The organism is Cellulomonas edaphi (assembly GCF_030362815.1).
Classification (GTDB): domain Bacteria; phylum Actinomycetota; class Actinomycetes; order Actinomycetales; family Cellulomonadaceae; genus Cellulomonas; species Cellulomonas edaphi.
Genome location: NZ_JAUCGR010000004.1, coordinates 356,892 through 380,445, shown reverse-complemented (window position 1 = coordinate 380,445; position 23,554 = coordinate 356,892). Strand labels below are relative to the sequence as shown.

Annotated in this window: 22 protein-coding genes; 4 read left to right on the top strand and 18 right to left on the bottom strand. The window is 73.3% G+C overall.

Translation table 11 applies throughout. The features are described from left to right. Positions 1 to 58: 58 nt before the first annotated feature. From infB to QRT05_RS15385, 4 genes are all read right to left on the bottom strand, one after another. Positions 59 to 2,872: a translation initiation factor IF-2 gene (gene infB, locus QRT05_RS15400; protein ID WP_289448222.1), complete on the bottom strand. Its 2,814-nt coding sequence runs from the start codon at positions 2,870 to 2,872 to the stop codon at positions 59 to 61. A gap of 144 nt (positions 2,873 to 3,016) precedes the next feature. After that, complete coding sequence (locus QRT05_RS15395) at positions 3,017 to 3,217, bottom strand: YlxR family protein (RefSeq protein WP_407650366.1); 201 nt, start codon at positions 3,215 to 3,217, stop codon at positions 3,017 to 3,019. 140 nt (positions 3,218 to 3,357) lie between these two features. Further along, the gene (nusA, locus tag QRT05_RS15390) at positions 3,358 to 4,383 is read right to left on the bottom strand and encodes a transcription termination factor NusA (protein ID WP_289448220.1); all 1,026 of its coding nucleotides are present in this window, start codon (positions 4,381 to 4,383) and stop codon (positions 3,358 to 3,360) included. Between the two features lies 1 nt (position 4,384). Continuing rightward, positions 4,385 to 4,933, bottom strand: coding sequence for an LSm family protein (locus QRT05_RS15385; protein ID WP_289448219.1), 549 nt, complete (start codon positions 4,931 to 4,933; stop codon positions 4,385 to 4,387). Between the two features lie 118 nt (positions 4,934 to 5,051). On the opposite strand from QRT05_RS15385, the gene QRT05_RS15380 reads away from it, so the two are divergent. Continuing rightward, the gene (locus QRT05_RS15380) at positions 5,052 to 6,083 is read left to right on the top strand and encodes a DUF4439 domain-containing protein (protein WP_289448218.1); all 1,032 of its coding nucleotides are present in this window, start codon (positions 5,052 to 5,054) and stop codon (positions 6,081 to 6,083) included. A gap of 35 nt (positions 6,084 to 6,118) precedes the next feature. Here the strand turns inward: QRT05_RS15380 and QRT05_RS15375 are convergent, their stop codons facing one another. Then, complete coding sequence (locus QRT05_RS15375) at positions 6,119 to 7,888, bottom strand: proline--tRNA ligase (protein ID WP_289448217.1); 1,770 nt, start codon at positions 7,886 to 7,888, stop codon at positions 6,119 to 6,121. 76 nt (positions 7,889 to 7,964) lie between these two features. On the opposite strand from QRT05_RS15375, the gene QRT05_RS15370 reads away from it, so the two are divergent. Next, the gene (locus QRT05_RS15370) at positions 7,965 to 8,855 is read left to right on the top strand and encodes an Fpg/Nei family DNA glycosylase (protein WP_289448216.1); all 891 of its coding nucleotides are present in this window, start codon (positions 7,965 to 7,967) and stop codon (positions 8,853 to 8,855) included. A gap of 25 nt (positions 8,856 to 8,880) precedes the next feature. On the opposite strand, the gene QRT05_RS15365 is transcribed toward QRT05_RS15370, so the two are convergent. From QRT05_RS15365 to QRT05_RS15350, 4 genes are all read right to left on the bottom strand, one after another. Next, a complete protein-coding gene (locus QRT05_RS15365; protein ID WP_289448215.1) occupies positions 8,881 to 9,774 on the bottom strand; it encodes a GNAT family N-acetyltransferase in 894 nt (297 codons plus the stop codon). A gap of 52 nt (positions 9,775 to 9,826) precedes the next feature. Further along, positions 9,827 to 10,963, bottom strand: coding sequence for a flavodoxin-dependent (E)-4-hydroxy-3-methylbut-2-enyl-diphosphate synthase (gene ispG / locus QRT05_RS15360; RefSeq protein WP_289448256.1), 1,137 nt, complete (start codon positions 10,961 to 10,963; stop codon positions 9,827 to 9,829). Positions 10,964 to 11,078: 115 nt separating this feature from the next. Beyond that, positions 11,079 to 11,426, bottom strand: a complete 348-nt coding sequence (locus tag QRT05_RS15355; protein ID WP_289448214.1) for an iron chaperone — start codon at positions 11,424 to 11,426, stop codon at positions 11,079 to 11,081. A 39-nt stretch (positions 11,427 to 11,465) separates the two neighbouring features. Further along, positions 11,466 to 12,776, bottom strand: a complete 1,311-nt coding sequence (locus tag QRT05_RS15350) for a M50 family metallopeptidase (RefSeq protein ID WP_289448213.1) — start codon at positions 12,774 to 12,776, stop codon at positions 11,466 to 11,468. A gap of 149 nt (positions 12,777 to 12,925) precedes the next feature. Between QRT05_RS15350 and QRT05_RS15345 the strand changes: the two genes are divergently transcribed. Continuing rightward, positions 12,926 to 14,221, top strand: a complete 1,296-nt coding sequence (locus QRT05_RS15345) for an NAD(P)/FAD-dependent oxidoreductase (RefSeq protein WP_289448212.1) — start codon at positions 12,926 to 12,928, stop codon at positions 14,219 to 14,221. Positions 14,222 to 14,248: 27 nt separating this feature from the next. On the opposite strand, the gene dxr is transcribed toward QRT05_RS15345, so the two are convergent. The 8 genes from dxr to rpsB all read right to left on the bottom strand — a co-directional run bounded on the left by dxr (position 14,249) and on the right by rpsB (position 21,397). Continuing rightward, positions 14,249 to 15,412: a 1-deoxy-D-xylulose-5-phosphate reductoisomerase gene (gene dxr / locus QRT05_RS15340; protein ID WP_289448211.1), complete on the bottom strand. Its 1,164-nt coding sequence runs from the start codon at positions 15,410 to 15,412 to the stop codon at positions 14,249 to 14,251. A gap of 5 nt (positions 15,413 to 15,417) precedes the next feature. Beyond that, entirely contained in the window at positions 15,418 to 15,972 is a 555-nt protein-coding gene (locus QRT05_RS15335) for a DivIVA domain-containing protein (RefSeq protein ID WP_289448210.1), read from the bottom strand. Next, the gene (gene rlmN, locus QRT05_RS15330) at positions 15,969 to 17,096 is read right to left on the bottom strand and encodes a 23S rRNA (adenine(2503)-C(2))-methyltransferase RlmN (protein WP_289448209.1); all 1,128 of its coding nucleotides are present in this window, start codon (positions 17,094 to 17,096) and stop codon (positions 15,969 to 15,971) included. Before rlmN ends, QRT05_RS15335 begins: the two co-directional genes overlap by 4 nt. A 40-nt stretch (positions 17,097 to 17,136) precedes the next feature. Then, positions 17,137 to 17,973, bottom strand: a complete 837-nt coding sequence (locus tag QRT05_RS15325) for a phosphatidate cytidylyltransferase (protein ID WP_289448208.1) — start codon at positions 17,971 to 17,973, stop codon at positions 17,137 to 17,139. Further along, complete coding sequence (gene frr, locus QRT05_RS15320; RefSeq protein WP_289448207.1) at positions 17,973 to 18,530, bottom strand: ribosome recycling factor; 558 nt, start codon at positions 18,528 to 18,530, stop codon at positions 17,973 to 17,975. The genes QRT05_RS15325 and frr overlap by 1 nt, the downstream gene beginning before the upstream one ends. A 79-nt stretch (positions 18,531 to 18,609) precedes the next feature. Next, the gene (gene pyrH, locus QRT05_RS15315) at positions 18,610 to 19,353 is read right to left on the bottom strand and encodes a UMP kinase (protein ID WP_289448206.1); all 744 of its coding nucleotides are present in this window, start codon (positions 19,351 to 19,353) and stop codon (positions 18,610 to 18,612) included. Positions 19,354 to 19,464: 111 nt separating this feature from the next. Beyond that, positions 19,465 to 20,310 carry a translation elongation factor Ts gene (gene tsf / locus QRT05_RS15310; RefSeq protein ID WP_289448205.1) on the bottom strand — a complete coding sequence of 282 codons (846 nt, stop codon included), beginning with the start codon at positions 20,308 to 20,310 and terminating at the stop codon, positions 19,465 to 19,467. 103 nt (positions 20,311 to 20,413) lie between these two features. Further along, positions 20,414 to 21,397, bottom strand: a complete 984-nt coding sequence (gene rpsB / locus QRT05_RS15305; RefSeq protein ID WP_289448204.1) for a 30S ribosomal protein S2 — start codon at positions 21,395 to 21,397, stop codon at positions 20,414 to 20,416. A gap of 558 nt (positions 21,398 to 21,955) precedes the next feature. Between rpsB and QRT05_RS15300 the strand changes: the two genes are divergently transcribed. Further along, on the top strand, positions 21,956 to 22,555 hold the full coding sequence (locus QRT05_RS15300) for a M23 family metallopeptidase (RefSeq protein WP_289448203.1): 600 nt from the start codon (positions 21,956 to 21,958) through the stop codon (positions 22,553 to 22,555). A 38-nt stretch (positions 22,556 to 22,593) separates the two neighbouring features. Here QRT05_RS15300 and QRT05_RS15295 read toward each other — a convergent pair whose 3' ends face one another. Further along, a complete protein-coding gene (locus QRT05_RS15295; RefSeq protein WP_289448202.1) occupies positions 22,594 to 23,547 on the bottom strand; it encodes a FliA/WhiG family RNA polymerase sigma factor in 954 nt (317 codons plus the stop codon). Positions 23,548 to 23,554: the final 7 nt, after the last annotated feature.

Genomic DNA, 23,554 nt, shown 5'->3' with positions numbered 1-23,554 from the left:
ACGCCGCAGGGCGGGCGAGGGCGATCCCTCGCCCGCCCTGCGGTCGATCACGCGGAGATCAGGAGCGAGGCTTCTCGCGCAGCTCCCAGGTCTCGATGATGTCCTCAGGCTGCAGGTCGTTGAACGACCCGAGGCCGATACCGCACTCGTAGCCCTCGCGGACCTCGGTCGCGTCGTCCTTGAAGCGCTTGAGCGACTCGATCGTGAGGTTGTCCCCGATGATCTTGCCGCCGCGCAGGACGCGGGCCTTGGTATTGCGACGGATCTCGCCCGAACGGACGATCGAGCCGGCGATGTTGCCGAACTTCGAGGAACGGAAGATCTCGCGGATCTCCGCCGTGCCCAGCTGGGCCTCCTCGTACTCCGGCTTGAGCATGCCCTTGAGAGCCGCCTCGACGTCGTCGATCGCCTGGTAGATGACCGAGTAGAAGCGCACGTCGACGCCCTCGCGGTCCGCCAGTGCCTCGACCCGCTCGGCGTACTTGACGTTGAAGCCGATGATGATGGCCGAGTCGACCGTCGCCAGGTTGACGTCGTTCTGCGTGATGGCACCCACACCGCGGTGGATGACGCGCAGGTCGACCTCCTCGCCCACGTCGATCTTGAGCAGCGCGTCCTCGAGCGCCTCGACGGCACCGGACACGTCGCCCTTGAGGACGAGGTTGAGCGTCTCGACCTTGCCCTGCGCGAGCGCCTGGGTGAAGTCCTCGAGGCTGACACGCTTGCGGCGCTTGGCCAGGAGGGCAGCACGCTCGGCCGCCTCGCGCTTCTCGGCGATCTGCCGCGCGGTGCGCTCCTCGGAGGCCACCAGCAGCGTGTCACCGGCGCTCGGCACCGACGCGAGACCCAGCACCTGGACGGGACGCGACGGACCCGCCTCGGTGAGCGGCTCGCCGTGCTCGTCGAACATGGCGCGCACGCGGCCGTAGGCCGTGCCCGCCACGATCGCGTCACCGACGTGCAGCGTGCCGGACTGGACCAGCACGGTCGCGACGGCACCGCGGCCCTTGTCGAGGTTCGCCTCGATGGCGACACCGCGAGCACCCTTGTCCGGGTTGGCCCGCAGGTCGAGCGCCGCGTCCGCGGTCAGCAGGACGGCCTCGAGCAGCTGGTCGATGCCCATGTTCTGCTTCGCGGAGACGTTGACGAACATGGTGTCGCCGCCGTACTCCTCGGCCACGAGGTTGTACTCGGTGAGCTGCTGGCGGATCTTGTCGGGGTTGGCCCCCTCCTTGTCCACCTTGTTCACCGCGACCACGATCGGCACACCGGCCGCCTGGGCGTGGTTCAGCGCCTCGATGGTCTGGGGCATCACGCCGTCGTCGGCCGCGACCACGAGGATCGCGATGTCCGTGACCTGCGCACCACGCGCACGCATGGCGGTGAACGCCTCGTGACCCGGGGTGTCGATGAAGGTGATCGCGCGCTCGTTGCCCTCGTGCACCTTGGTGACCTGGTAGGCACCGATGTGCTGCGTGATCCCACCGGCCTCGCCGGCGACGACGTCCGTGGACCGGATGGCGTCGAGCAGCTTGGTCTTTCCGTGGTCGACGTGGCCCATGACGGTCACGACCGGCGGACGGGCCTGCAGCTCGTCGTCGCCCTCGGCCTCCAGCTCGGCGTCCAGGTCGATGTCGAAGGCCCCGAGCAGCTCGCGGTCCTCCTCCTCGGCCGAGACCATCTCGATGACGTAGCCCAGCTCCTGGGCGAGCGTGCCGAACGTGTCCTCGTCGAGCGACTGCGTCGCCGTCGCCATCTCACCGAGGTGGAACAGCACCGTGACGAGCGAGGCGGGGTTCGCGTCGATCTTGTCGGCGAAGTCGTTCAGCGACGAGCCCTGGCGCAGCCGGACCACGGTCGAGCCGTTGCCACGGGGCACCTGCACGCCGCCGAGCGACGGCGCCTGCATCTGCTCGAACTCCTGGCGCTTCGCACGCTTCGACTTCCGTCCGCGCACAGGACGACCACCGGCGCGACCGAACGCGCCCTGCGTCGAGCCGCGACCGGCACCGCCGGGACGACCACCGCCGCCACCGGGACGACCGGCGAAGCCGCCGCCACCGGGAGCGCCGCCGGGCGCACCGCCACCGCCACCGGGACGACCGGCGAAGCCGCCACGCGCGCCGCCGGCACCGCCGCCGCGGCCACCGGCCGCGGGACGCTCACCGGGACGCCCGACACCACTGGTGGTGCGGCCCGGCATCATGCCGGGGCTGGGGCGCGGGCCGCCGGGGCGGGGGCCACCGGGACGGGGACCGCCGGGGCGCTCGCCCGCCTGCGCGGCGGGGGCAGCCGTCTCGGGCGCGTTGCGACGCTCGCCCGGGCGGGGCATGCCCTGCGACGGGGCGAACGGGTTGTTGCCCGGACGCGGACCGCCACCGGTGCGGCCGGCGCCGGGGCGCTCGCCCTGGCGGGGCATGCCCTGCGACGGGGCGAACGGGTTGTTGCCCGGACGCGCAGCGGCGGGGCGGGGAGCTCCGGGGCGCGCAGCGGTCGGCGCCGCGGCGGCTGCGGGAGCCGGAGCGGCGGCCGGGGCGGGCGCCGGGGCTGCGGGCCGGGCGGCCGGGGCGGGCGCCGCGGGGGCGGCCGCCGGGGCCGGAGCCGCCGGAGCGGGCGCTGCCGCCGCGGGGGCGGCCGGTGCCGGGGCGGCAGGAGCAGGAGCAGCCGGCGCGGGACGCGCGGCAGCCTTGGGGGCCGGAGCGGGTGCTCCGCTGCCGGCCGGGAACGTGTCGCGCAGCTTGCGCACGACGGGGGGCTCGATCGTCGAGGACGCCGAGCGGACGAACTCACCCATCTCGGTGAGCGTCGTCATGATCTTCTTGCTGTCAACCCCGAGCTCTTTGGCGAGCTCGTAGACGCGGACCTTAGCCACATCTCTCCCTGTCTCGGTCCGCCCGGACAGGGCCGGACCGTCGTTAGTGCGAGGTACTCATCGCTGGTAGCTCATCGGTGCGTGCTCATCGGGTAGCCATCGGCTTCCAGACCCGCTTCCCTTGTCGACGGTCGACGTCGGGCTTCACCCGGCGTCGTTGTGTCCCTGGAGATCGCTCTCGAGCTCTGCGCTGATCGGTGCGGTGTCGAGCGGACCCGCATGACGCAGGGCACGCCCGAACGCACGCCGACGCGTCGCGAGCTCGAGACATCCAGGGTCGGGGTGCAGCCACGCACCCCTGCCCGGCATCGAGCGGGCGACGTCCACGACCAGCTGGTCCTGCACGACGACCACCCTCAGCAGGGCGGATCGGGAACCAGGAGCGCGGCACCCCACGCACGTGCGAACGGGACCGCTGCGCGGTCGTTGCTCGCTCGAGGGGAGCCGGGCCTGGTGCCCAGCCTCGGAGAGTCTACCGCGTGGAGTCACTCAGCGTGACCTTCACGCTCCGACCCAGCCCCCGGGACCTCAGCGTCCGAGCGGATGTCGATGCGCCAGCCCGTGAGCTTGGCGGCCAGCCGCGCGTTCTGGCCCTCCTTGCCGATGGCGAGGGAGAGCTGGTAGTCGGGCACGACCACGCGGGCGGCGCGCGCCTCGGGGTCGACCACCGTCACCGACACCACGCGCGCCGGTGACAGCGCGTGCGCGATCATCTCGGCGGGGTCGTCGGAGTGGTCGACGATGTCGATCTTCTCGCCGTGCAGCTCGGCCATGACGGCGCGCACGCGGCCACCCATGGGGCCGATGCACGCGCCCTTCGCGTTCACGCCGGCGACGGTCGACCGCACGGACATCTTGGTGCGGTGACCCGCCTCGCGGGCCATGGCGGTGATCTCGACGGTGCCGTCGGCGACCTCGGGGACCTCCAGGGCGAACAGCTTGCGCACCAGGCCGGGGTGCGAGCGGGACATCGTCACCTGGGGGCCCCGCTGACCGCGCGCCACGTCGAGGACGTAGCCGCGGATGCGCTCGCCGTGCACGTACTCCTCGCCCGGCACCTGCTCGTGCGCCGGCAGCACGGCCTCGACCCCGCCGACGTCGATGAGCACGGTGCGCGGGTCGCGGCCCTGCTGGATGACGCCACCCAGGACCTCGCCCTCCTTGCCGCGGAAGCTGCCGAGCACCTGGTCGTCCTCGGCGTCGCGCAGCCGCTGGACGATGACCTGCCGTGCGGTGGCGGTGGCGATGCGGCCGAAGCCGTCGGGGGTGTCGTCGAACTCGGGCTCCTCGACGCCGGTGGCGACGCCGTCCTCGTCGAACGTCATGGGCTCGCGAGCCCACACCGTGACGTGGCCGGACTTGCGGTCCACCTCCACCCGGGCGCGCTGGTGGGCGTAAGGCGTGCGGTGGTACGCGGACAGCAGCGCCTGCTCGATCGCGGATACCAGCACGTCCAGGCTGATCTCGCGTTCGTGCTCGAGCGACCGCAGTGCCTGCATGTCGATGTCCATGTCAGCTCTCCTGTCCGGCGTCGACGCCGGCCTCGTCGTCCACGGGACCCAGCCCCGTGAGGTCTACCTCGACGCGCGCATCGCGCACGTCGGCCAGTGCGACCGTCCGCGGCTCGCCGACCGTGGGGCGCCGCCCCTTGAGCCCGGGGGTGACCGGCACGACGACGACGACGGCGTCCTCGACGTCGGTCAGCCGGCCCGCGACGACCGACCCGTCGGCCAGGGCGAGGCGCACCGACCTGCCCACGGCGCGCGCGAAGTGGCGGCGCTGCGTGAGCGGGCGTGCGACCCCGCGGCTGCCGACCTCGAGCGTGTAGTGCCCCGCGACGACGTCGGCGGCGTCGAGCGCGTCGGAGACGGCGCGCGTCGCATCGGACACGCGGTCGAGGTCGAGGTCGGCGTCGTCGTCCTCAGGGACGTCGAGCGAGACGACCACCGTCGAGCGGGCTCCCGCCCGGTGGATCTCGACGTCGTCGAGCACCAGACCCTGGGCGGCGACGACGGGTTCGAGAACCTCGCGGATCCGCTCTGCGCCAGCGGCTGCGGCCATGACCGGCCTCCGTTCTGGTCCCGCGGGTCGCTCGACCCTGTGATGTTGTCGGTCCAGCCTAACGAGTCCGCGCGCGCCCGCGGCTGCCTCCCGTCGGCGCGTGGCAGGATCTGCGGCGATGAGCCTGCTCCGGACGAGCCCGTTCCCGCACGACGACCGCCTGCGGCCGCCCGCACGCGCCGTCCGGCACGTGGCGAGGATCACGGCCGCCGCGCTCGCCGTCGCGCTGCTGGGCGCGTGCTCCGTCCGCCTCGAAGGTCCCCCGCAGGTGGAGCCGTCGCCCGGAGCCGTCGAGCAGGTGCGCGCGCGCACCCTGGCCGACGCGGCAGCCCTCGAGGACGCGGCCCGTGCCGCGCTCGCCACCGCGCCCCCTGCCACGGTGGCGGCCGTGCTCGACGACGTCGCGGACTTCTCCGAGCAGCACGCCCTCCAGCTGGGCCCGGCATACGACTCGGGCCTGTCGCCCTCCCCCACGGCCACGCCGGCGCCCGTCGTCGCCGAGCCCGCCGACGTGCTGGCCGAGCTCGCTGACGCCACGCGGACGGCGCTGATCGACGCCGACAGCACCGACGACGCCGACCTCGCGCGGCTCGTCGCCTCGATCGGCACGGCCCGCGAGCAGCTCACCCGCCGGTTGGCACGCGCCACGGGCGTGAGGTCCCCGGCCGTCCAGCCGGTGCGCGCGAGCGAGCCGGTACCCAGCCCTGCCGCGAGCGACCCCGCGCCCGGGCCGGCAGCCGAGGACCTGGCCGCGCTGGTCGTCGCGCACGACCAGGCGGGCTACGCGTACGAGGTGATCGCCGCGAAGCAGCCGGGCGCTGTCCGGGACAAGGCGCGCGCCGCTGCCGCCGCGCACCGGGACCAGGCCCAGCGGTGGGCAGTCGTCGCGGGGACCGCGCAGAGCGCCGACGACCCGCGCCGCGTGGCGTACGACGTGCCGGACGGCCTCGGGTCGACGGCGACGGCGCGCAGGCTCGCGGTCTCGCTCGAGTCCGCGGTCGCCGAGGCCAACGCGACGCTGGTGGGCCGCACCCCCGCGGGCGAGCGCGCGACGTTCGTCGACGGCCTGCGCGCGGCGACGAGCGCCGCCCGGCCCTGGGGCGCGGCACCGGTCGCGTTCCCCGGACTACCCGAGCGGGCCGAGGGCTAGCGAGCGGACCCGCTCAGCGCAGCGAGCCGACCCGCTCAGCGCAGCGAGTCGACCAGCTCGGCGACCCGGTCGGCCGCCTCGGCGACGGCCACCTGCTCGGGGGTGCCGCCCACGCGCGGGCGGACCTCGACGACGCCCTCGGCCAGACCGCGCCCGACGACGACCACGAGCGGCACGCCCAGCAGCTCGGCGTCGGCGAACTTCACTCCGGGCGAGACCTTCGGGCGGTCGTCGTAGAGGACCTCGATGCCCCGCGAGTGGAGCGTCTGGGCGATCGACTCGGCAGCCTCGAACACCGCCTCGTCCTTGCCGGTCGCCACGACGTGCACCTGCGCGGGCGCCACGTGCGCGGGCCAGGCCAGCCCGCGCTCGTCGTGGTTGGCCTCGGCCAGGGCCGCGAGCACACGCGTCACGCCGATGCCGTACGAGCCCATCGTGACGACCTGCGCCTTGCCGTTCTGGTCCAGCACCGTGAGCCCGAGCGCGGCGGCGTACTTGCGTCCCAGGGCGAAGATGTGGCCGATCTCGATGCCGCGCGCGAGCTCGAGCGGTCCCGAGCCGTCCGGGGCCGGGTCACCGGCCCGCACCTCGGCGGCCTCGACCGTGCCGTCGGCCGTGAAGTCGCGGCCCGCCACGAGGTCGAACACGTGCCGGCCGGGCTCGTTGGCGCCGGTGATCCACCGGGTGCCCGGGACCACGCGGGGGTCGAGGAGGTAGCGCACGGAGCCCTCGGGCCCGTTGGGTCCGAGCACCGACGGGCCGATGTACCCGCGCACGAGCTCGGGCCGCGCGGCGAAGTCGGCCTCGCCCGCGGTCTCCACCTCCGCGGGAGCGACGGCGGCCTCGAGCCGCTTCAGGTCGACCTCACGGTCGCCCGGCAGCCCGATCACAAGCAGCTCGCGCTCCCCCGCGGGCGAGACGAGCGTGACCACGACGTTCTTGAGCGTGTCCGCTGCGGTCCACGCGCGGTCCGGACGCGGGAAGCGCTCGTTCGCCAAGGCGACGAGCGAGTCGATCGTGGGCGTGTCGGGCGTGTCCTCGACGTGGGCCTGGGGGGCGTCGTCGTACGGCACGGGGTCGGGGACCACGGTGGTGACGGCCTCGACGTTGGCCGCGTACCCGCCGGCCGAGCGCACGAACGTGTCCTCGCCGATCGCCGTCGGGGTGAGGAACTCCTCCGAGCGCGAGCCGCCCATCGCGCCCGACGTCGCGGCGACGATGACGTACTCGAGCCCGAGGCGGTCGAAGATCCGGCGGTACGCGTCGCGCTGGACCTGGTAGCTCGCGTCGAGACCTGCGTCGTCGACGTCGAACGAGTACGCGTCCTTCATGACGAACTCGCGCCCACGGATGAGGCCCGCGCGCGGGCGTGCCTCGTCGCGGTACTTCGTCTGGATCTGGAACAGCGTCAGCGGCAGGTCCTTGTACGACGAGTACAGGTCCTTGACCAGGAGCGTGAACAGCTCCTCGTGCGTGGGCGCGAGCAGGTAGTCGCCACCCTTGCGGTCCTTGAGCCTGAAGATGTTGGGGCCGTACTCCGTCCACCGCCCCGTCGCCTCGTAGGGCTCCTTGGGCAGCAGCGCCGGGAAGTGGACCTCCTGGGCGCCGGCGGCCTCCATCTCCTCGCGGACCACGGCCTCGACCTTGGCGAGCACCTTGAGTCCCAGCGGGAGCCAGGTGTAGATGCCGGGGGCCGCGCGCCGGATGTACCCCGCACGCACGAGCAGCCGATGGCTGGCGACCTCGGCGTCGACGGGATCCTCGCGCAGCGTACGGACGAACAGCGTGGACAGGCGCAGGAGCATGGGCGAGAGCCTAGTTGTTGCGCGGGCGCCGCCCGAACTGGATGCACCTGTCGGTCCTGTGCGCCACGATGGGGCGGTGCCCGAGCTTCCCGAGGTCGAGGCGCTCGCTGGGTTCCTGCGCGAGCGTGCCGCGGACCACACCGTGACCGCCGTCAGCATCGGCGCGATCAGCGCGCTCAAGACCTTCCGCCCCTCCCCCGACGACCTGGTCGGCGGGACGGTGGTCGACGTGACCCGGCACGGCAAGTGGCTCGACCTCATGGTCGCGACGCCCACCGGGGAGCCGCTGCACCTGATCTGGCACCTGTCGCGCGCCGGCTGGGTCCGCTGGTCGGAGAAGCTCACCACGACGCCGGTCCGGCCCGGCAAGTCCCCGATCGCGCTGCGCCTGCGCCTCGACGACGACTCGGGCTTCGACCTCACCGAGGCGGGCACGCGCAAGAGGCTCGCGGTGCACGTCGTCTTCGAGCCCGAGGAGGTGCCGCAGATCGCCACGCTGGGCGTCGAGCCGCTGTCCGAGGAGTTCACCCAGCAGCGCCTCGCGGAGCTGCTCGCGGCCAAGAACCAGCAGATCAAGGGGCTGCTGCGCGACCAGGGCACCATCGCGGGCATCGGCAACGCCTACTCCGACGAGATCCTGCACGCCGCGCGCATGTCGCCGTTCGCCATGACCAGGTCCTTCGACGAGGCCAAGACGGCGACGTTGTACGCGGCGGTCCGCGACGTGCTCACGGGTGCCGTCGAGGCCGCGGCGGGACGCCCGGCCGCAGAGCTCAAGGACACCAAGCGGCGCAGCATGCGCGTGCACGGCCGCGCGGGCGAGCCGTGCCCCGGCTGGGACGGCACGCCGTGCGGCGACACGGTCCACGAGGTGTCGTTCGCGGACTCTTCGCTCCAGTACTGCCCCACCTGCCAGACCGGCGGCAAGCCGCTGGCCGACCGCCGCATGTCCCGCCTGCTGCGCTGAGCTCGCGGGCGTCGGCAGAAGGCCGTCAGAACAGCACGGTGGCGTACGAGCCGACCTGGCGGAACCCGACGCGGCGGTACGCGGCGATGGCCCGCGCGTTGTAGGAGTTCACGTACAGCGAGATCAGGGGCGCGACGTCGGCGCGCGCCGCCTCGACCACGGCCGCCATGCCCCGCTCCGAGAGCCCGCGCCCGCGGTGCTCGGGCGCCACCCAGACGCCCTGGACCTGCGCGACCCCGCCGGCCACGGCACCGAGCTCTGCCTTGAACATCACGCGCGCACGCGGGTCGTCGGACATCCGCACGAACGAGCGGCCCTGGGTGACCAGGCCGCGCACGCGGGTCTCGTACGGACCTCCCGGACCGCTCGCCGGGGAGTAGCCGACCTCCTCGGTGAACATCCGTACGCACGCGGGCAGCACGTCGACGAGCTCGTCGAGCCGCGAGCGGCGCACGTCGGGGTCGGCGGCGACCAGAGGAGGACCGTCGATCACCATGGACGGCTGGTCGTCGCGCACCTCGCGCGCGCCCGGCCAGGAGGGGCGCAGCCGCCCCCACAGGCCGAGCACCGCGTACGCAGGACCCACCAGCGACGAGCAGCGGCGACCCTGCCGCCGCGCCATCGCAGCGAAGGCCTCGATCGCCCGGTCGGGATCGGCGTCGCTCACCGCGGGAGCCACCGGCACCATGTTGGCGCCCGCCCAGCAGATGCCCTCGAGCCGCCCGTCCTTCTCGTACCCCCACAGCTCGCCGCCCGCGCGGCGGATGCCCACGTCGACGGCGTGCTCGAGCCGCGCGGTCGCCAGCACCGAGCCGACCGGGTCCAGGGCACACACCGCGAGGGCGGATGCGAGGTCCGCGTCGTCGAGAACGCGCCCCCCGGTCCGCTCGTCGAGCGCCGTCGCGCGACGTAGTGCCATGGCCCGATTGTGCACCAGGTCACATCCCTACGTGCGCCGACGCGGCACGATGTCAGCCGACGGTCACGACCGGGGCGCCCTCGCCGGACTCGACGGGGTCCATCTCGTCGGCGAGGCGCATCGCCTCCTCGATCAGCGTCTCGACGATCATCGCCTCGGGGACGGTCTTGATGACCTCGCCGCGGACGAAGATCTGACCCTTGCCGTTGCCCGACGCCACGCCCAGATCCGCCTCGCGCGCCTCTCCGGGGCCGTTGACGACGCAGCCCATGACGGCGACGCGCAGCGGCACCTCCATGCCCTCGAGGCCGGCCGTGACCTTCTCGGCCAGCGTGTAGACGTCCACCTGGGCGCGGCCGCAGGACGGGCACGAGACGATCTCGAGCTTGCGCGGGCGCAGGTTGAGCGACTGGAGGATCTGGATGCCGACCTTGACCTCCTCGACCGGCGGAGCCGAGAGGGAGACGCGGATGGTGTCGCCGATGCCCTTGCTGAGCAGCGCGCCGAAGGCCGTCGCCGACTTGATGGTGCCCTGGAACGCGGGACCGGCCTCGGTGACGCCCAGGTGCAGCGGCCAGTCGCCGCGCTCGGAGAGCAGCTCGTAGGCGCGGACCATGACCACCGGGTCGTTGTGCTTCACGGAGATCTTGAAGTCGTGAAAGTCGTGCTCCTCGAACAGCGAGGCCTCCCACACCGCCGACTCGACGAGCGCCTCGGGCGTCGCCTTGCCGTACTTCGCGAGCAGACGCGGGTCGAGCGACCCCGCGTTGACGCCGATGCGCAGGCTGACGCCGGCGTCCCTGGCGGCCTGGGCGATCGCGCCCACCTGGTCGTCGAACTTGCGGATGTTGCCGGGGTTCACCCGGACGGCCGCGCACCCGGCGTCGATCGCCTTGAACACGTACTTGGGCTGGAAGTGGATGTCCGCGATCACCGGGATCTGCGACTTGCGCGCGATCGCCGGCAGGGCGTCCGCGTCGTCCTCGGTGGGGACGGCCACGCGCACGATGTCGCACCCGGCCGCGGTCAGCGCGGCGATCTGCTGCAGCGTCGCGTTGATGTCGGTCGTCTTCGTCGTGCACATCGACTGCACGCTCACCGGGGCGTCGCCGCCCACCTCGACCTTGCCGACGCGGATCTTGCGGGTGCGGCGACGCGGGGCCAGCACGGGTGCGGGGGCCTCCGGCATGCCGAGGCTGATCGGGATGCTCACGCGCCCATCATCGCACCGCGACGGGCGGTTACCCGCCGGTCGTGGCCGTGCTCACGACATCCCCACGCAACCTCACCCGTGGGCGCGCCCGCTAGCGTGCGTCGATCTCGTCCCGGCGTGCCAGGACCAGCCGGTCGAGCACGTCGTCGGGCACGGGACGGTCCTCTGAGAACCGCACGGTGCCCTTGGCCAGCGAGAACTCGGCGAGCTCGTCGCGGACGGTGTCGAGCGCCGGAGGGCTGAACGGGTAGAGGCCGATGTGACCCTTGGCCGACATCACCGACAGGAGCGGCGAGCCCCGGTAGCGCACCGCCGGCATGCCGTACCCGACGCCGTCCTCGGCCTCCGGCACCAGCGCCCGCGCTCGCGCGTAGACCCGCTCGATCGCCTCGCGCCGGCCCGCGGGCAGGCCCTCCAGGTAGTCGCTGAGCTCCGACATGCCCCGAGCCTAGCGACGCGGGGTGCCAGCGGGTCGCGATCAGATGACGATCGGGTTGAACAGGTCGGCGTAGACGAGCAGGAGGCCGACGGCCCCGAGCACCACGAACACGGCGTAGGCGATGGGCACCAGCTTGGCCGAGTCGGACGGCCCCGGCCGCGCCCGGCCCCGCACGCGAGCGACCTGCCGGTGTGCCCCCTCCCACAGCGCGGCGGCGACGTGACCGCCGTCCAGCGGCGGGAGCGGGATGAGGTTGAAGACGAACAAGGAGATGTTGAGCACCGCGAGGATCGTGAGCAGCGACGACGCCTTGATGCCCTCGGTCACGTCGTCGGCCGAGGCGATCTCGCCCGCAAACCGGCCGATCCCCACCACGCCGACGAGGCTGTTCGCGTCCCGCTCCTCGTTGCTGAAGGTGGTCTGCGCGAGGTCCACCACGCGTCCGGGCAGCGTGCCGACCACCGAGATCGTCTGCCAGGTGGTGTCCGCGACGATGCCCGGCACGGCGAGCGGCGAGCGGCGCTCCATGACCTCGGTGGGCGAGATGCCGAGGAAGCCGACCGCCGCGGTCTTCGGGTTCCCGGCGGCGTCCTTCACCGGCAGGCCGTTCTTGTCGACCACGGGACGCTGGGCGACCACGGGCGTGACCGTGAGCGCCACCCGCGTGCCGTCGCGCTCCACCACGATGGGCGTGGGGTCGTCGCCGGTCGCCCGGATCGCCGTCGTCAGCTGGTTCCACGACGTGATCGCGACGCCGTCGTAGCTGACGACCGTGTCGCCCGGCAGCAGCCCGGCCGCGGCACCCGGCGCGGCGGGGTCGGTCGGGAGGCACTCGCGGTCCGGCGCTGCGTCGGCGGGGATCACGCACTGCGACACGGTCGAGACGGTCGGCGTGTTCGTCGGGGTGCCGAAGCCGACGGCCACGATGCCCAGCAGGACGAACGCGATGACCAGGTTCATCACCGGGCCGCCGAGCATCACCGTCACCTTCTTGGGCGTCGAGAGGTGGTAGAAGGCGCGCGCGTCCTCGCCCGGGTGGATCTCCTCGGCGCTGGCGCGCCGGGCATCACGTGCGAGGCGGCGGTACCACGTGTCGGCGGGCGGGCTGCCGACGGCCTCGTCGGGCGCGTACATCCCCACGAGGCGGACGTACCCACCGAGCGGGATGGCCTTGAGGCCGTACTCGGTCTCGCCCTTGGTCCGCGACCAGAGCGTCGGCCCGAAGCCCACCATGTACTGGCTCACCCGCACGCCGAAGCGCTTGGCGGGGACCATGTGCCCGATCTCGTGCAGCCCGATCGACAGCAGCAGGACCACGACGAAGACGAGCACGCCGGCCAGGTAGGTCATCACTTCTCCATACGACTCGGGGCGCGTCGGCGGTACGCGCCGGGCCATCCTGCCGCCATTGTCTGGGAATCCGCTGGCAGTCGCCCGTGCGGCGCGCCCGGCGCGGTGCGTGCGGGCCGGGCCGCGCCCCACGGACTAGCGTCCCAGGCATGACGTCTGTGTGGTCCGCGCAGCTCGCCGACCGTCGCCCGTGCGATCCGCTCGACGGGGACACCACCGCCGACGTCGTGATCGTGGGGGGCGGCCTCACGGGGCTGTGGACCGCCTACTACCTGCTCGACGCGGACGCCGCGCTCGACGTCCTGGTGGTCGAGGCCGGCGAGGTCGGTGACGGCGTGAGCAGCCGGGGCATCGGCGCGTGCTCCGCCGAGCTGCCCGTGAGCCCGGAGCGGGTCGCGCTCGCCTACGGCCGTGCCGCGGCGCTCGAGCTGCGGGCCGCGATGCGTGACGCGGTGGTCGAGGTGGGCGGCGCCCTCGCGCTCGAGCAGGTGGAGTGCGGTTTCACGTTCGGCGGCGAGCTCCGCGTGGCGCGCGGCGCTGCGCAGGTGGAGCGGATCGGCGAGCTCGTGGCGACGGCACCCGCGTGGGGCGACGAGTGGCAGGCGCTGGACCCGGCCGGCGTCGCGGAGCGCGCCCTGGTGCCCGGGGTCACGGCGGGTGCGTGGACGCCCGACTGCGCCGTCGTCGATCCGGCCCGGCTGGTGCGCGGGCTGCTCGACGTGCTGCTGGCCCGCGGCGCTCGGGTCGCCGAGCGCACCACGGCGCTGCGCGCGTCGCCCCGCGCCGTCGTGACCGACCGCGGCACGGTCCGTGCAGCCCACGTGCTGACCGCCGTGGAGGCGACGGCGCCCGGGCTCGAGACCGGCCGGACGCTCGCGGCGGTCCCGACGCACGGCCTCGCGACCCCGCCCCTGGACGCGGCCACGTGGGCCGAGATCGGGCTCGAGCCCGGTGTGGTGTTGCGCGACGCCGCCCGCCTGCCGGTCTCCGCCCGCCGGACCACCGACGGCAGGCTGGTGCTCACGGGCACGGGCAGCGCCGCGCGGCTCGACCGGGCGCTCGCCTCGCTGTTCCCGGCGGTGACCGGGCCGGTGACCGCGCCGGTGGCCGTGCGGTGGTCGGGCCACCTCGGCGTCGCGCGGGACGGCCTGCCGTCGGTCACGCTCGACGCCGCGACCGGGCGGGGAGACGCGAGCGGCTTCGCGTCCTCAGGCGTCGCGGCGTCGAACCTCGCCGGGCGGACGCTGGCCGACCTGGTGACCGGCGTCGAGTCGCCCCTGACCGACCTGCCCTGGGTGGGTCACCGATCCCCCGACTGGCCCGTGTGGGGCGGGGCGGCGATGAGCGTCGCCCTGCGGGCCGCGGAGCGCGCGGACGACGCCGAGGCGGCCGGGCGCACCAGTCGCGCCGCGCTCGCCGTTCTCGACCGCTTCCCGTTGGACTGAGGAAGTCCCTGCGCCGTCCCGTGCGGCTCAGCGGCGCGCGAGCACCTCGTGGGCGCGGCTCCGGGCCCACACCTCCGCGGCCAGGACGGCCTCGAGCGTAAGGTGCCCGGCGGCGGTGCCGGCGTGCTCGTCGAGCACGCGCTCGACCGTCGACACGATGTCGAGGAAGCCGATGCGTCCGTCGAGGAAGGCGGCCACGCACTCCTCGTTGGCCGCGTTGTAGACGGCCGGGTGGGTGGCGGAGGCGGCGACGGCCGCGCGGGCGAGCCGCACCGCGCCGAAGACCTCCTCGTCGAGCGGTTCGAACGTCCACGAGATGGCCGTGCTCCAGTCGCACCCCGGGGCGGCACCTGCCACCCGGTCGGGCCAGGAGAGCCCGAGCGCGATGGGCAGCCGCATGTCCGGCGGGGACGCCTGCGCGATCGTCGAGCCGTCGACGAACTCGACCATCGAGTGCACCACCGACTGCGGGTGCACCACCACGGTGATGTCGTCGGTGGGCACGTCGAACAGCAGGTGTGCCTCGATCAGCTCGAGGCCCTTGTTCATCAGCGTCGCCGAGTTGATGGTGACCACGGGTCCCATGGACCAGGTGGGGTGCGCCAGCGCCTGCTCCGGGCTGACGGCCTTGACCTCGTCGAGCGTGCGCCCGCGAAAGGGTCCGCCCGAGGCCGTGAGGACGAGCCGGCGCACCTCGGACCGGCTCCCGCCCCGGAGCGACTGCGCGATCGCTGAGTGCTCCGAGTCCACGGGGACGATCTGCTCCGGACGTCGGCGCGCGGCCTGGACCAGCGCGCCGCCCACCACGAGCGACTCCTTGTTGGCCAGGGCGAGCGTGCTGCCCGCGCCGAGCGCCGCGAGCGTGGGCCCCAGCCCCACCGAGCCCGTGACGCCGTTGAGCACGACGTCGGCGCCGCGCCCGGCGAGCTCGGTCGACGCCTGCGGCCCGACGAGCACCTCGACGTCCCGCCCGGCCAGCAGCTCCCGCAGTGGCGCCTCCGCGCGCGGGTCCGCGACAGCGACGACCCCGACGCCCAGGTCGGTCACCTGGCGGGCGAGCAGTGCGACGTCGCCGCCGCCCGCGCTCAGCCCGACCACGTCGAACCGGTCCGGGTTGCGCACGATGACGTCGACGGCCTGCGTGCCGATCGACCCGGTGGACCCGAGGAGAGTGACGGTGCGCCGGTTCATCGGCCCTACTCGACGCCGAGCAGCACCTCGACGGCACGCGCGAAGAACGCGTCGACCGCGGGCTCGCCGTACGCGTGGTGCCCCTTGCGCGCGCGGAACGTCGCGGCCCTGACCTCGCTCGCGGACAGCGGGGCGCCCTTGTCGAAGTACGCCACGAGGCGGTGGCACAGCGCGTCGACGTCGGCCGGCTCGTAGCCCTGCTCACGGCCCTCGGGGGGCGCGAACCGGTCGCCGTCGGGCCGCCCGAGCCGCCCGTACAGGGTGCGGGCCTGCTCACCGAGCTTGGTCAGCCACGCCTGCTGGCCGTGCTGTGCGACGTACTCGGCCCGGGCCCGCGCGACGAAGGCCGCCTCGAGCCGGTCGAGGGCAGCGTCGACGGCCGCCGTGACGTACCCGCCGCGCACCACGTCGAAGGCGACCGCCCGCACGTCCTTGGCGGAGAGGGCGCCCGCGGGGCCCTGCTCGTACATGGCCCGGGCGTGCTCGAAGAAGTCGTCGACCTCGTCGGGGTCGTAGCCGCTGCGCAGCCCCGACGCGGTGCGGAACATCCCGTCGCTCACTCGTCCTCCTCCGCCGCGAGCTGGCCGCAGGCTCCGTCGATCTCGCTACCGCGCGTGTCCCGGATGGTGGTCGGGATGCCGTGCGCCCGCAAGCGTGCCACGAACTCCGCCTCGACACGGGGATCGCTCGCCGTCCACTTCGAGCCCGGCGTCGGGTTGAGCGGGATGGGGTTGCAGTGCACCCAGCCCTTGCCGCGGGCGTTGAGCTTCTCGCCCAGGAGGTCCGCACGCCACGCGTGGTCGTTGATGTCCCGGATCAGGGCGTACTCGATGGACACACGCCGGCCGGTCACCTCGAAGTAGTGGTGCGCGGCGTCGAGCGCCTCGTCCACGTCCCAGCGCGTGTTCACCGGCACGAGCTCGCTGCGCAGCTCGTCGTCCGGTGCGTGCAGCGACAGGGCGAGGGTCACCGGGATGCCCTCGTCGGCGAGCTTGCGCATGGCCGGGACCATGCCGACGGTGGAGACCGTGACGTTGCGTGCCGACATGCCCAGGCCGTCCGGCGCGGGGGCCACCAGGGTGCGCACCGTGGCCATGATCGACTTGTAGTTGGCGAGCGGCTCGCCCATGCCCATGAACACGACGTTCGACAGCCGGGCGGGGCCGCCCGGGATCTCGCCGGCGGCCAGCTCGCGCGCGGCCTCGCGGACCTGCTCGACGATCTCGGCGGTCGACAGGTTGCGCGTCAGGCCCATCTGGCCGGTCGCGCAGAACGAGCACGCGAGCCCGCAGCCGGCCTGGCTCGAGATGCACAGGGTGGTGCGGCTGGCGTAGCGCATCAGCACCGACTCGACCTTGGCGCCGTCGAACAGGTGCCACAGGTACTTCACGGTGGTCCCGCCGTCGGCCGTCATCGTGCGGGCCTTGGTCAGCAGCGGCGGGAACAGCTTCTCGGTCAGCACGTCGCGCGACGCCTTGGGCAGGTCCGTCATGGTCGACGGGTCCGACGAGAGGTGCGTGAAGTAGTGCGTCGCGAGCTGCTTGGCCCGGAAGGCCTTCTCCCCCAGGCCGGTGACGGCGGCCACGCGCTCCTCGGGCGTGAGGTCGACGAAGTGCTGCGGCGGCTTGCCGCGGGGGCCTCGGGACGGGGAGGACAGGTCGAGGCGGACGGGTGTCCCGGTCATGGGCACCCCCTTCTGAGACGTTGTGCGGTGTGAAGCGCGCTCACGCGGGCTGGAGCAGCGCGAAGATGAGGTAGACGGCCGGTGCGGTCAGCACGAGGGAGTCGAGCCGGTCGAGGATGCCCCCGTGCCCCGGCACGAGCGAGCCCATGTCCTTGAGCTCGAGGTCGCGCTTGAGCATGGACTCGCAGAGGTCGCCCAGGGTGGCGGTCACGACGGTGGCGAGCCCGAGGAACACACCCACGAGGGCGTTGCCGTCGAACGCGATCTGCATGCCCACCACGCCGACCACGCACGCCAGCACGACCGAGCCGACCAGGCCCTCCCAGGACTTCTTGGGGCTCACCGAGGGCGCGAGCGGGTGCCGGCCGAACAGCACGCCGACCGTGTACCCGCCGGTGTCGTTCGCGACGCACAGCAGGATGAAGACCAGCACGCGCGCCGGACCGTCGGTCTCGGCGAGCATGAGCATGACGAAGCCGCCGAGGAACGGCAGGTAGGCCGCGGCGAACGTGCCCGCGGTCGCGTCCCGCAGTGCGGGCTCGCCGCTGCCGTCCAGCACGCGCCAGATGACCACGCCGCCGACCGTGAGCATGAACGCGACGAAGAGCGCCTCGGGTCCCGCCGTGTAGGCCGAGACCATGATGCCGACGGCGCCCACCAGCAGGGGCAGCAGCGGCAGGTGGATCCCCCGGCGCGTGAAGGCCTGGGCCAGCTCCCACAGCGCCGCGCACACGACGAGCACGGCGAAGCCGGCGAAGACCTCCTTGTAGATGAACAGGGAGGCGACGACGACGGCGAGGATGCCGAGCCCGACCGCGATCGCGACCGGCAGGTCACGACCCGTGCGGGACGTCCGGGGGGCAGCGAGCTCCGTCATCAGACCTCGAGCAGCTCGCTCTCCTTGGACGCCAGCAGGTGGTCGATGAGCTCCACGTGCTTCTTGGTGAGCGCCTCGAGCTCCTTCTCCGCCCGGCCCACCTCGTCCTCCCCTGCTTCGCCGTCCTTGACGATGCGGTCGAGCTCCTCCTTGGCACGGCGTCGCACGCTGCGCACCGAGATGCGCGCGTCCTCCGCCTTGTTCTTGGCGAGCTTGACGAAGTCCTTGCGGCGGTCCTGGGTCAGGGCCGGGAGCACCACGCGGATCACGTTGCCGTCGTTGGTGGGGTTCACGCCCAGGTCCGACTCGCGCAGCGCCTTCTCGATGCCGGCGCTGGCCGACTTGTCGAAGGGCGAGATGAGGATGGTGCGCGCCTCGGTCACGTTGAAGGACGCGAGCTGCTGCAGCGGCGTCGGGCTGCCGTAGTAGTCGACGAAGATCTTCGAGAACATCGCGGCGTTGGCACGGCCCGTGCGGATGGTCGCGAAGTCGTCCTTGGCGACCTCGACGGCCTTGTCCATCTTCTCCTCGGCCTCGAGGAGGGTGTCGTCGATCACCAGGTGCTCCGTCTCGTTCGTGTCGGTGGTGGTGCGCGTGGGTCCCGCGTTCTCGCGGGTGCGCGGTTCGCGGGCTGCGTCAGCCCGCGGTGACCAGCGTCCCGATCTTCTCACCCTGCAGGGCCCGCGTGACATTGCCCTCGTCCTCGAGTCCGAAGACCCGCATCACGACGTCGTTGTCCCGGCAGAGGGACAGCGCGGTGGCGTCCATCACGGCCAGGTCGCCGACCAGGGCGTCGGTGTAGGTGAGGTGGTCGAGCTTGACCGCGCCCGGGTCCTTGCGCGGGTCCGCGGTGTAGACGCCGTCGACGCCGTTCTTGCCCATGAGCACCTCGTCGCAGTGCGTCTCGAGGGCGCGCTGCACGCTCACGGTGTCGGTCGAGAAGTACGGCATGCCGGCGCCCGCGCCGAAGATCACGACGCGACCCTTCTCGAGGTGCCGGATGGCACGCAGCGGGATGTACGGCTCGGCGACCTGGCCCATGGCGATCGCGGTCTGGACGCGCGTGCTCACCCCGGCCTGCTCCAGGAAGTCCTGCAGCGCGAGGCAGTTCATCACGGTGCCGAGCATGCCCATGTAGTCCGCACGGGCCCGGTCCAGGCCGCTCTGGGACAGCTGGGCGCCGCGGAAGAAGTTGCCCCCGCCGACGACGATCGCGACCTGGACACCGTCGCGGACGGCGACGGCGATCTCCGCGGCCACGCGCCGGACGACGTCGACCGCGAGGCCCACGTCACCGCCGCCGAAGGTCTCGCCGGAGAGCTTGAGCAGCACCCGCCGCGGGGACGTCTCGGTCGTCTGGCCGGTGGGCTGCTCGCTCACGCGTTCCTCCTGGGGTCGTCCTGCGATCGGCTGGGTGGCTGCGCGTCGGACGGCAACCTGCGCCGGTGGCCCCGACCCGTGCGGGCCGGGGCCACCGGATGGTGCTGGGTGTCAGGCTCCCACGCGGAAGCGCACGAAGCCCGTCAGCGAGCCACCCGCCTCGGTGAGCACCTGGCCGACCGTCTTCTTCGGGTCCTTGGCGAACGCCTGGTCGAGCAGCACGTTCTCCTTGAAGAAGCCGTTGAGGCGACCCTCGACGATCTTCGGGAGCGCGGCCTCGGGCTTGCCCTCGTTACGCGCGGTCTCCTCGGCGATCTTGCGCTCGTTCTCGACCGTCTCGGCGGAGACCTCGTCGCGCGTCAGGTACGACGGCGAGTACGCGGCGATGTGGGTCGCGATGTCGCGAGCCACGCCGGCACCGGCCGCGTCGGTCGCCACGAGGACGCCGACCTGCGGGGGCAGGTCCTTGTTGACCTTGTGCAGGTAGACCTCGACGTGCTCGCCGGCCACGCGGGCCAGGCGGCGGACGACGACGCGCTCACCCAGGGTGGCGGCCGTCTCGTCGACGAAGCCCTGCACGGTCGAGCCCTCGTACTCCGCGCTGACGAGCGCGTCCGCGTCGCGGGCGCCCGTCTCGACGGCGGCAGCCAGGACGCGATCGGCGAGAGCGATGAAGTTCGGGCTCTTGGCGACGAAGTCCGTCTCCGAGTTGACCTCGACGAGCACGCCGGACTGGCCCTCGCCGTCCGCGGTCGGGGCGACGTGGGCGGCGACGAGGCCGTCCGAGGCCGCACGGCCCTCGCGCTTGCCCACGCCCTTGAGGCCCTTGACGCGGATGATCTCGAGCGCCTTGTCGGCGTCGCCCTCCGCCTCCTCGAGCGCCTTCTTGACGTCGAGCATGCCTGCGCCGGTCTTCTCGCGCAGCGCCTTGATGTCTGCGAGCGAGTAGTTCGCCATCAGTGGTGTCCGTCCTTCTGAGTCGTGACGTGGGTGGGACCCCTGCGGGTCGGGTGAGTCCGCGGTCGGCGGCGGCCGGTGCTGGCCGCCGCCGACCCGTGGATCACTTGGAGGCGGCGTCGCCCTCGGCGGCAGCCTCGGCCGCGGGGGCCTCGTCGGCGGCGGGCGCCTCGGCGGCCGGAGCCTCCTCGACGACCTCGGCCGGGGCGGCCTCGGTCTCGGCGGGCGCGGCGTCGGCGGCGGCGGCGGGCGCAGCCTCGGCGGCCGGAGCAGCCTCGGTCGCGGCAGCCTCGGTCGCGGCCAGGTCGGCCTCGGCACCGGCCAGGAGCTCGCGCTCCCACTCGGCGAGCGGCTCCGCCTCGGTGGCGGTGCCCTCGGCGGCGGCCGTGCGGCCCGAGTGACGCTTGAGCAGGCCGTCGGCGGCGGCGTCCGCGATCACGCGGGTGAGCAGCTGGACCGCGCGGATCGCGTCGTCGTTGCCCGGGATCGGGTAGTCGACAACGTCGGGGTCGCAGTTGGTGTCGAGGATCGCGACGACGGGGATGCCGAGCTTGCGCGCCTCGTTGACGGCGAGGTGCTCCTTGTTGGTGTCGACGATCCACACGGCCGAGGGGACCTTGGCCATGTCACGGATGCCGCCGAGCGTCTTCGAGAGCTTGTCCTTCTCGCGGCGCAGGACCAGCAGCTCCTTCTTCGTCAGCGGCGAGCTCGCCACGTCGTCGAAGTCGATCTGCTCGAGCTCCTTGAGGCGCTGCAGGCGCTTGTGCACGGTGCCGAAGTTGGTCAGCATGCCGCCGAGCCAGCGCTGGTTCACGTAGGGCATGCCCACGCGGGCGGCCTGCTCGGCCACGGGCTCCTGCGCCTGCTTCTTGGTGCCGACGAACAGGATCGTCCCACCGTGCGCGACGGTCTGGCTGACGAACTCGTAGGCGTTGTCGATGTACGACAGCGACTGCTGCAGGTCGACGATGTAGATGCCGTTGCGCTCGGTGAAGATGAAGCGCTTCATCTTGGGGTTCCAGCGGCGGGTCTGGTGCCCGAAGTGGACACCGCTCTCGAGCAGCTGGCGCATGGTCACGACGGCCATGGCACGTCCTTCCGGCGCGCGCCTTGCGGCACGCGCGACATGGCGACCCCCGCGGGGGGAACGCATTCTCGGTTGTCGGCCCCGACGTGAGTCGGTGCCCCTGGCGTCATGTCGACGGACCGCGCCGGACCCGAGGGCCCGGACCGTTGCGGTGTCGACCCCGGCCCAGGGCCCGACGAGCGGGATGGGACGGGAGGATGACGCGCGAAGTCGACCGGCACGGACCGGTCGCATGCGGAAGTCTAGCCGATCCGCGTGGGTGCCCGGTGCGCCGACCCGCGCGGGTGCCCCGGTGCGCCGACCCGCGCGGGTGCCCGGTGCGCCGACCCGCGCTGGCGCCCGGTGCGCCGACCCGCATGGGTGCCCGGTGCCGATCCGTGTGGGCCACGTTGCGCTCCGCGTGGGTGCACGGTTCGCCGGTCCGCGCGGGTGCCCGGTGCGCCGTGTCCGGGCCCCCACCTCCCGCCGACGCGTCCACAGCCCCCGCACGTCGCCACTCACCGCACCGGTGCGTGCTGTCCGCGACCCGACGCGCCGGCCGCCGCGCACGCTGGCGCCATGGCCCACACCCGCGCACCCTTTCCCCGACGCCGCCTGGCACAGCTCGTCGCCGTCCTCGCCCTGTGCTCCGTCTTCGCCGCACTGCTCGCCCCTGCCGTCGCACGCGCCTCGGCAGATGGCTTCCGGCCGGGGGTGGCGTCGCCGTCGGCCGCGGCCGCCTCGCACGGGTTCACGCTCCCCCTGCCGGGGCGGGCCCACGTGGTGCGGGCGTTCGAGCCGCCTCCCGCGCCCTGGGTGGCGGGCCACCGCGGCGTCGACCTCGCGGCGGTCGTCGGCGCGGACGTGCTCGCTCCGGGCGATGGGGTCGTCACGTTCGCGGGTCGGGTCGCCGGTCGGCCCCTCGTCTCGATCGCGCACCCGGGCGGGCTGCGCTCGAGCGTCGAGCCGGTGGCCCCGGACGTGGCTGCGGGCGACCGGGTCAGGGTCGGCGAGGCCATCGGCTCGCTGGCGCCTCGGGCATGGCACTGCGTAGCAGCGTGCCTGCACTGGGGCGTGCGGTCCGGGCGCGGCTCTCCGCCCCGCTACGTCGACCCGATGGCACTCCTGGGACGCGCCGGACCGATCGTGCTGCTCCCCGGGCCCGTGCCGAGGGGATGACCCCGGCACCCGGCGACACGGGGCGCCGGGCGCTGCGGTCAGACGCCGGCTGCGGTCAGACGCCCGCGCAGCCGCAGCATCGCGGCCGTGTGCATCTGGGAGACGCGGGACTCGGTCACACCGAGCACGCGCCCGATCTCGGCGAGCGTCATGCCCTCGTAGTAGTACATGACCACGACGATCCGCTCGCGCTCACCGAGCTGCTCGATGGCGCGACCCAGCAAGAACGAGGTCTCGGCTGCCTCGACAGTCCCGGCCGGGTCCTGCATGCGGTCGTCGCCGAGCGTGTCGCCGAGGGAGACGCCGCCCACGCGGTCCTCGCCGCCGTTGAGGAGCTCGTCGAGTGCCGCGACGTTGACCGAGGAGAGCTGGGAGTACACGGAGCGCAGCTCGGCCACGGGCACCTGCATGTGCCGGGCGATCTCCAGCTCGGTGGGCGCGCGGTGCAGGGTGCACTCGAGCTCGGTGTAGGCACGGTCGACGGCGCGCGCCTTGGTGCGCACGGAGCGCGGCACCCAGTCCATGGCGCGCAGCTCGTCGATGATGGCGCCGCGGATCCGCGAGCTCGCGTACGACTCGAACTTCACGGCACGGTCGGTCTCGTACTTCTCGATCGCGTCGATGAGGCCGAACATCCCGTACGAGACGAGGTCGCCGTGCTCCACGGTGCTCGGCAGACGCATCCCGACGCGACCGGCCACGGCGGCCACGAGCGGCGCATAGTGCAGGATCAGCCGCTGCCGGGCGTCGGGGCAGCCCTCGCCCTTGAAGGTGCTCCAGAGCAGTGCGACGGCCGCGGCGACCTCGTCGAGGGCGGGCTGGCGCTGGGTCGGGATCTCGGGGGCGACGACGGCCGGCTCCGCGACGACATCGACGACGGCGTCGATGTCGGCGAGCGCTTCCCGCGGCTGGGGCAGCACGCCGGCCGGAGCGGCGTCGGTGCCGACGTGTGCCGACCAGGCAGCGGCGACGTCAGTCAGGGTCGTGGTCATCATTGCT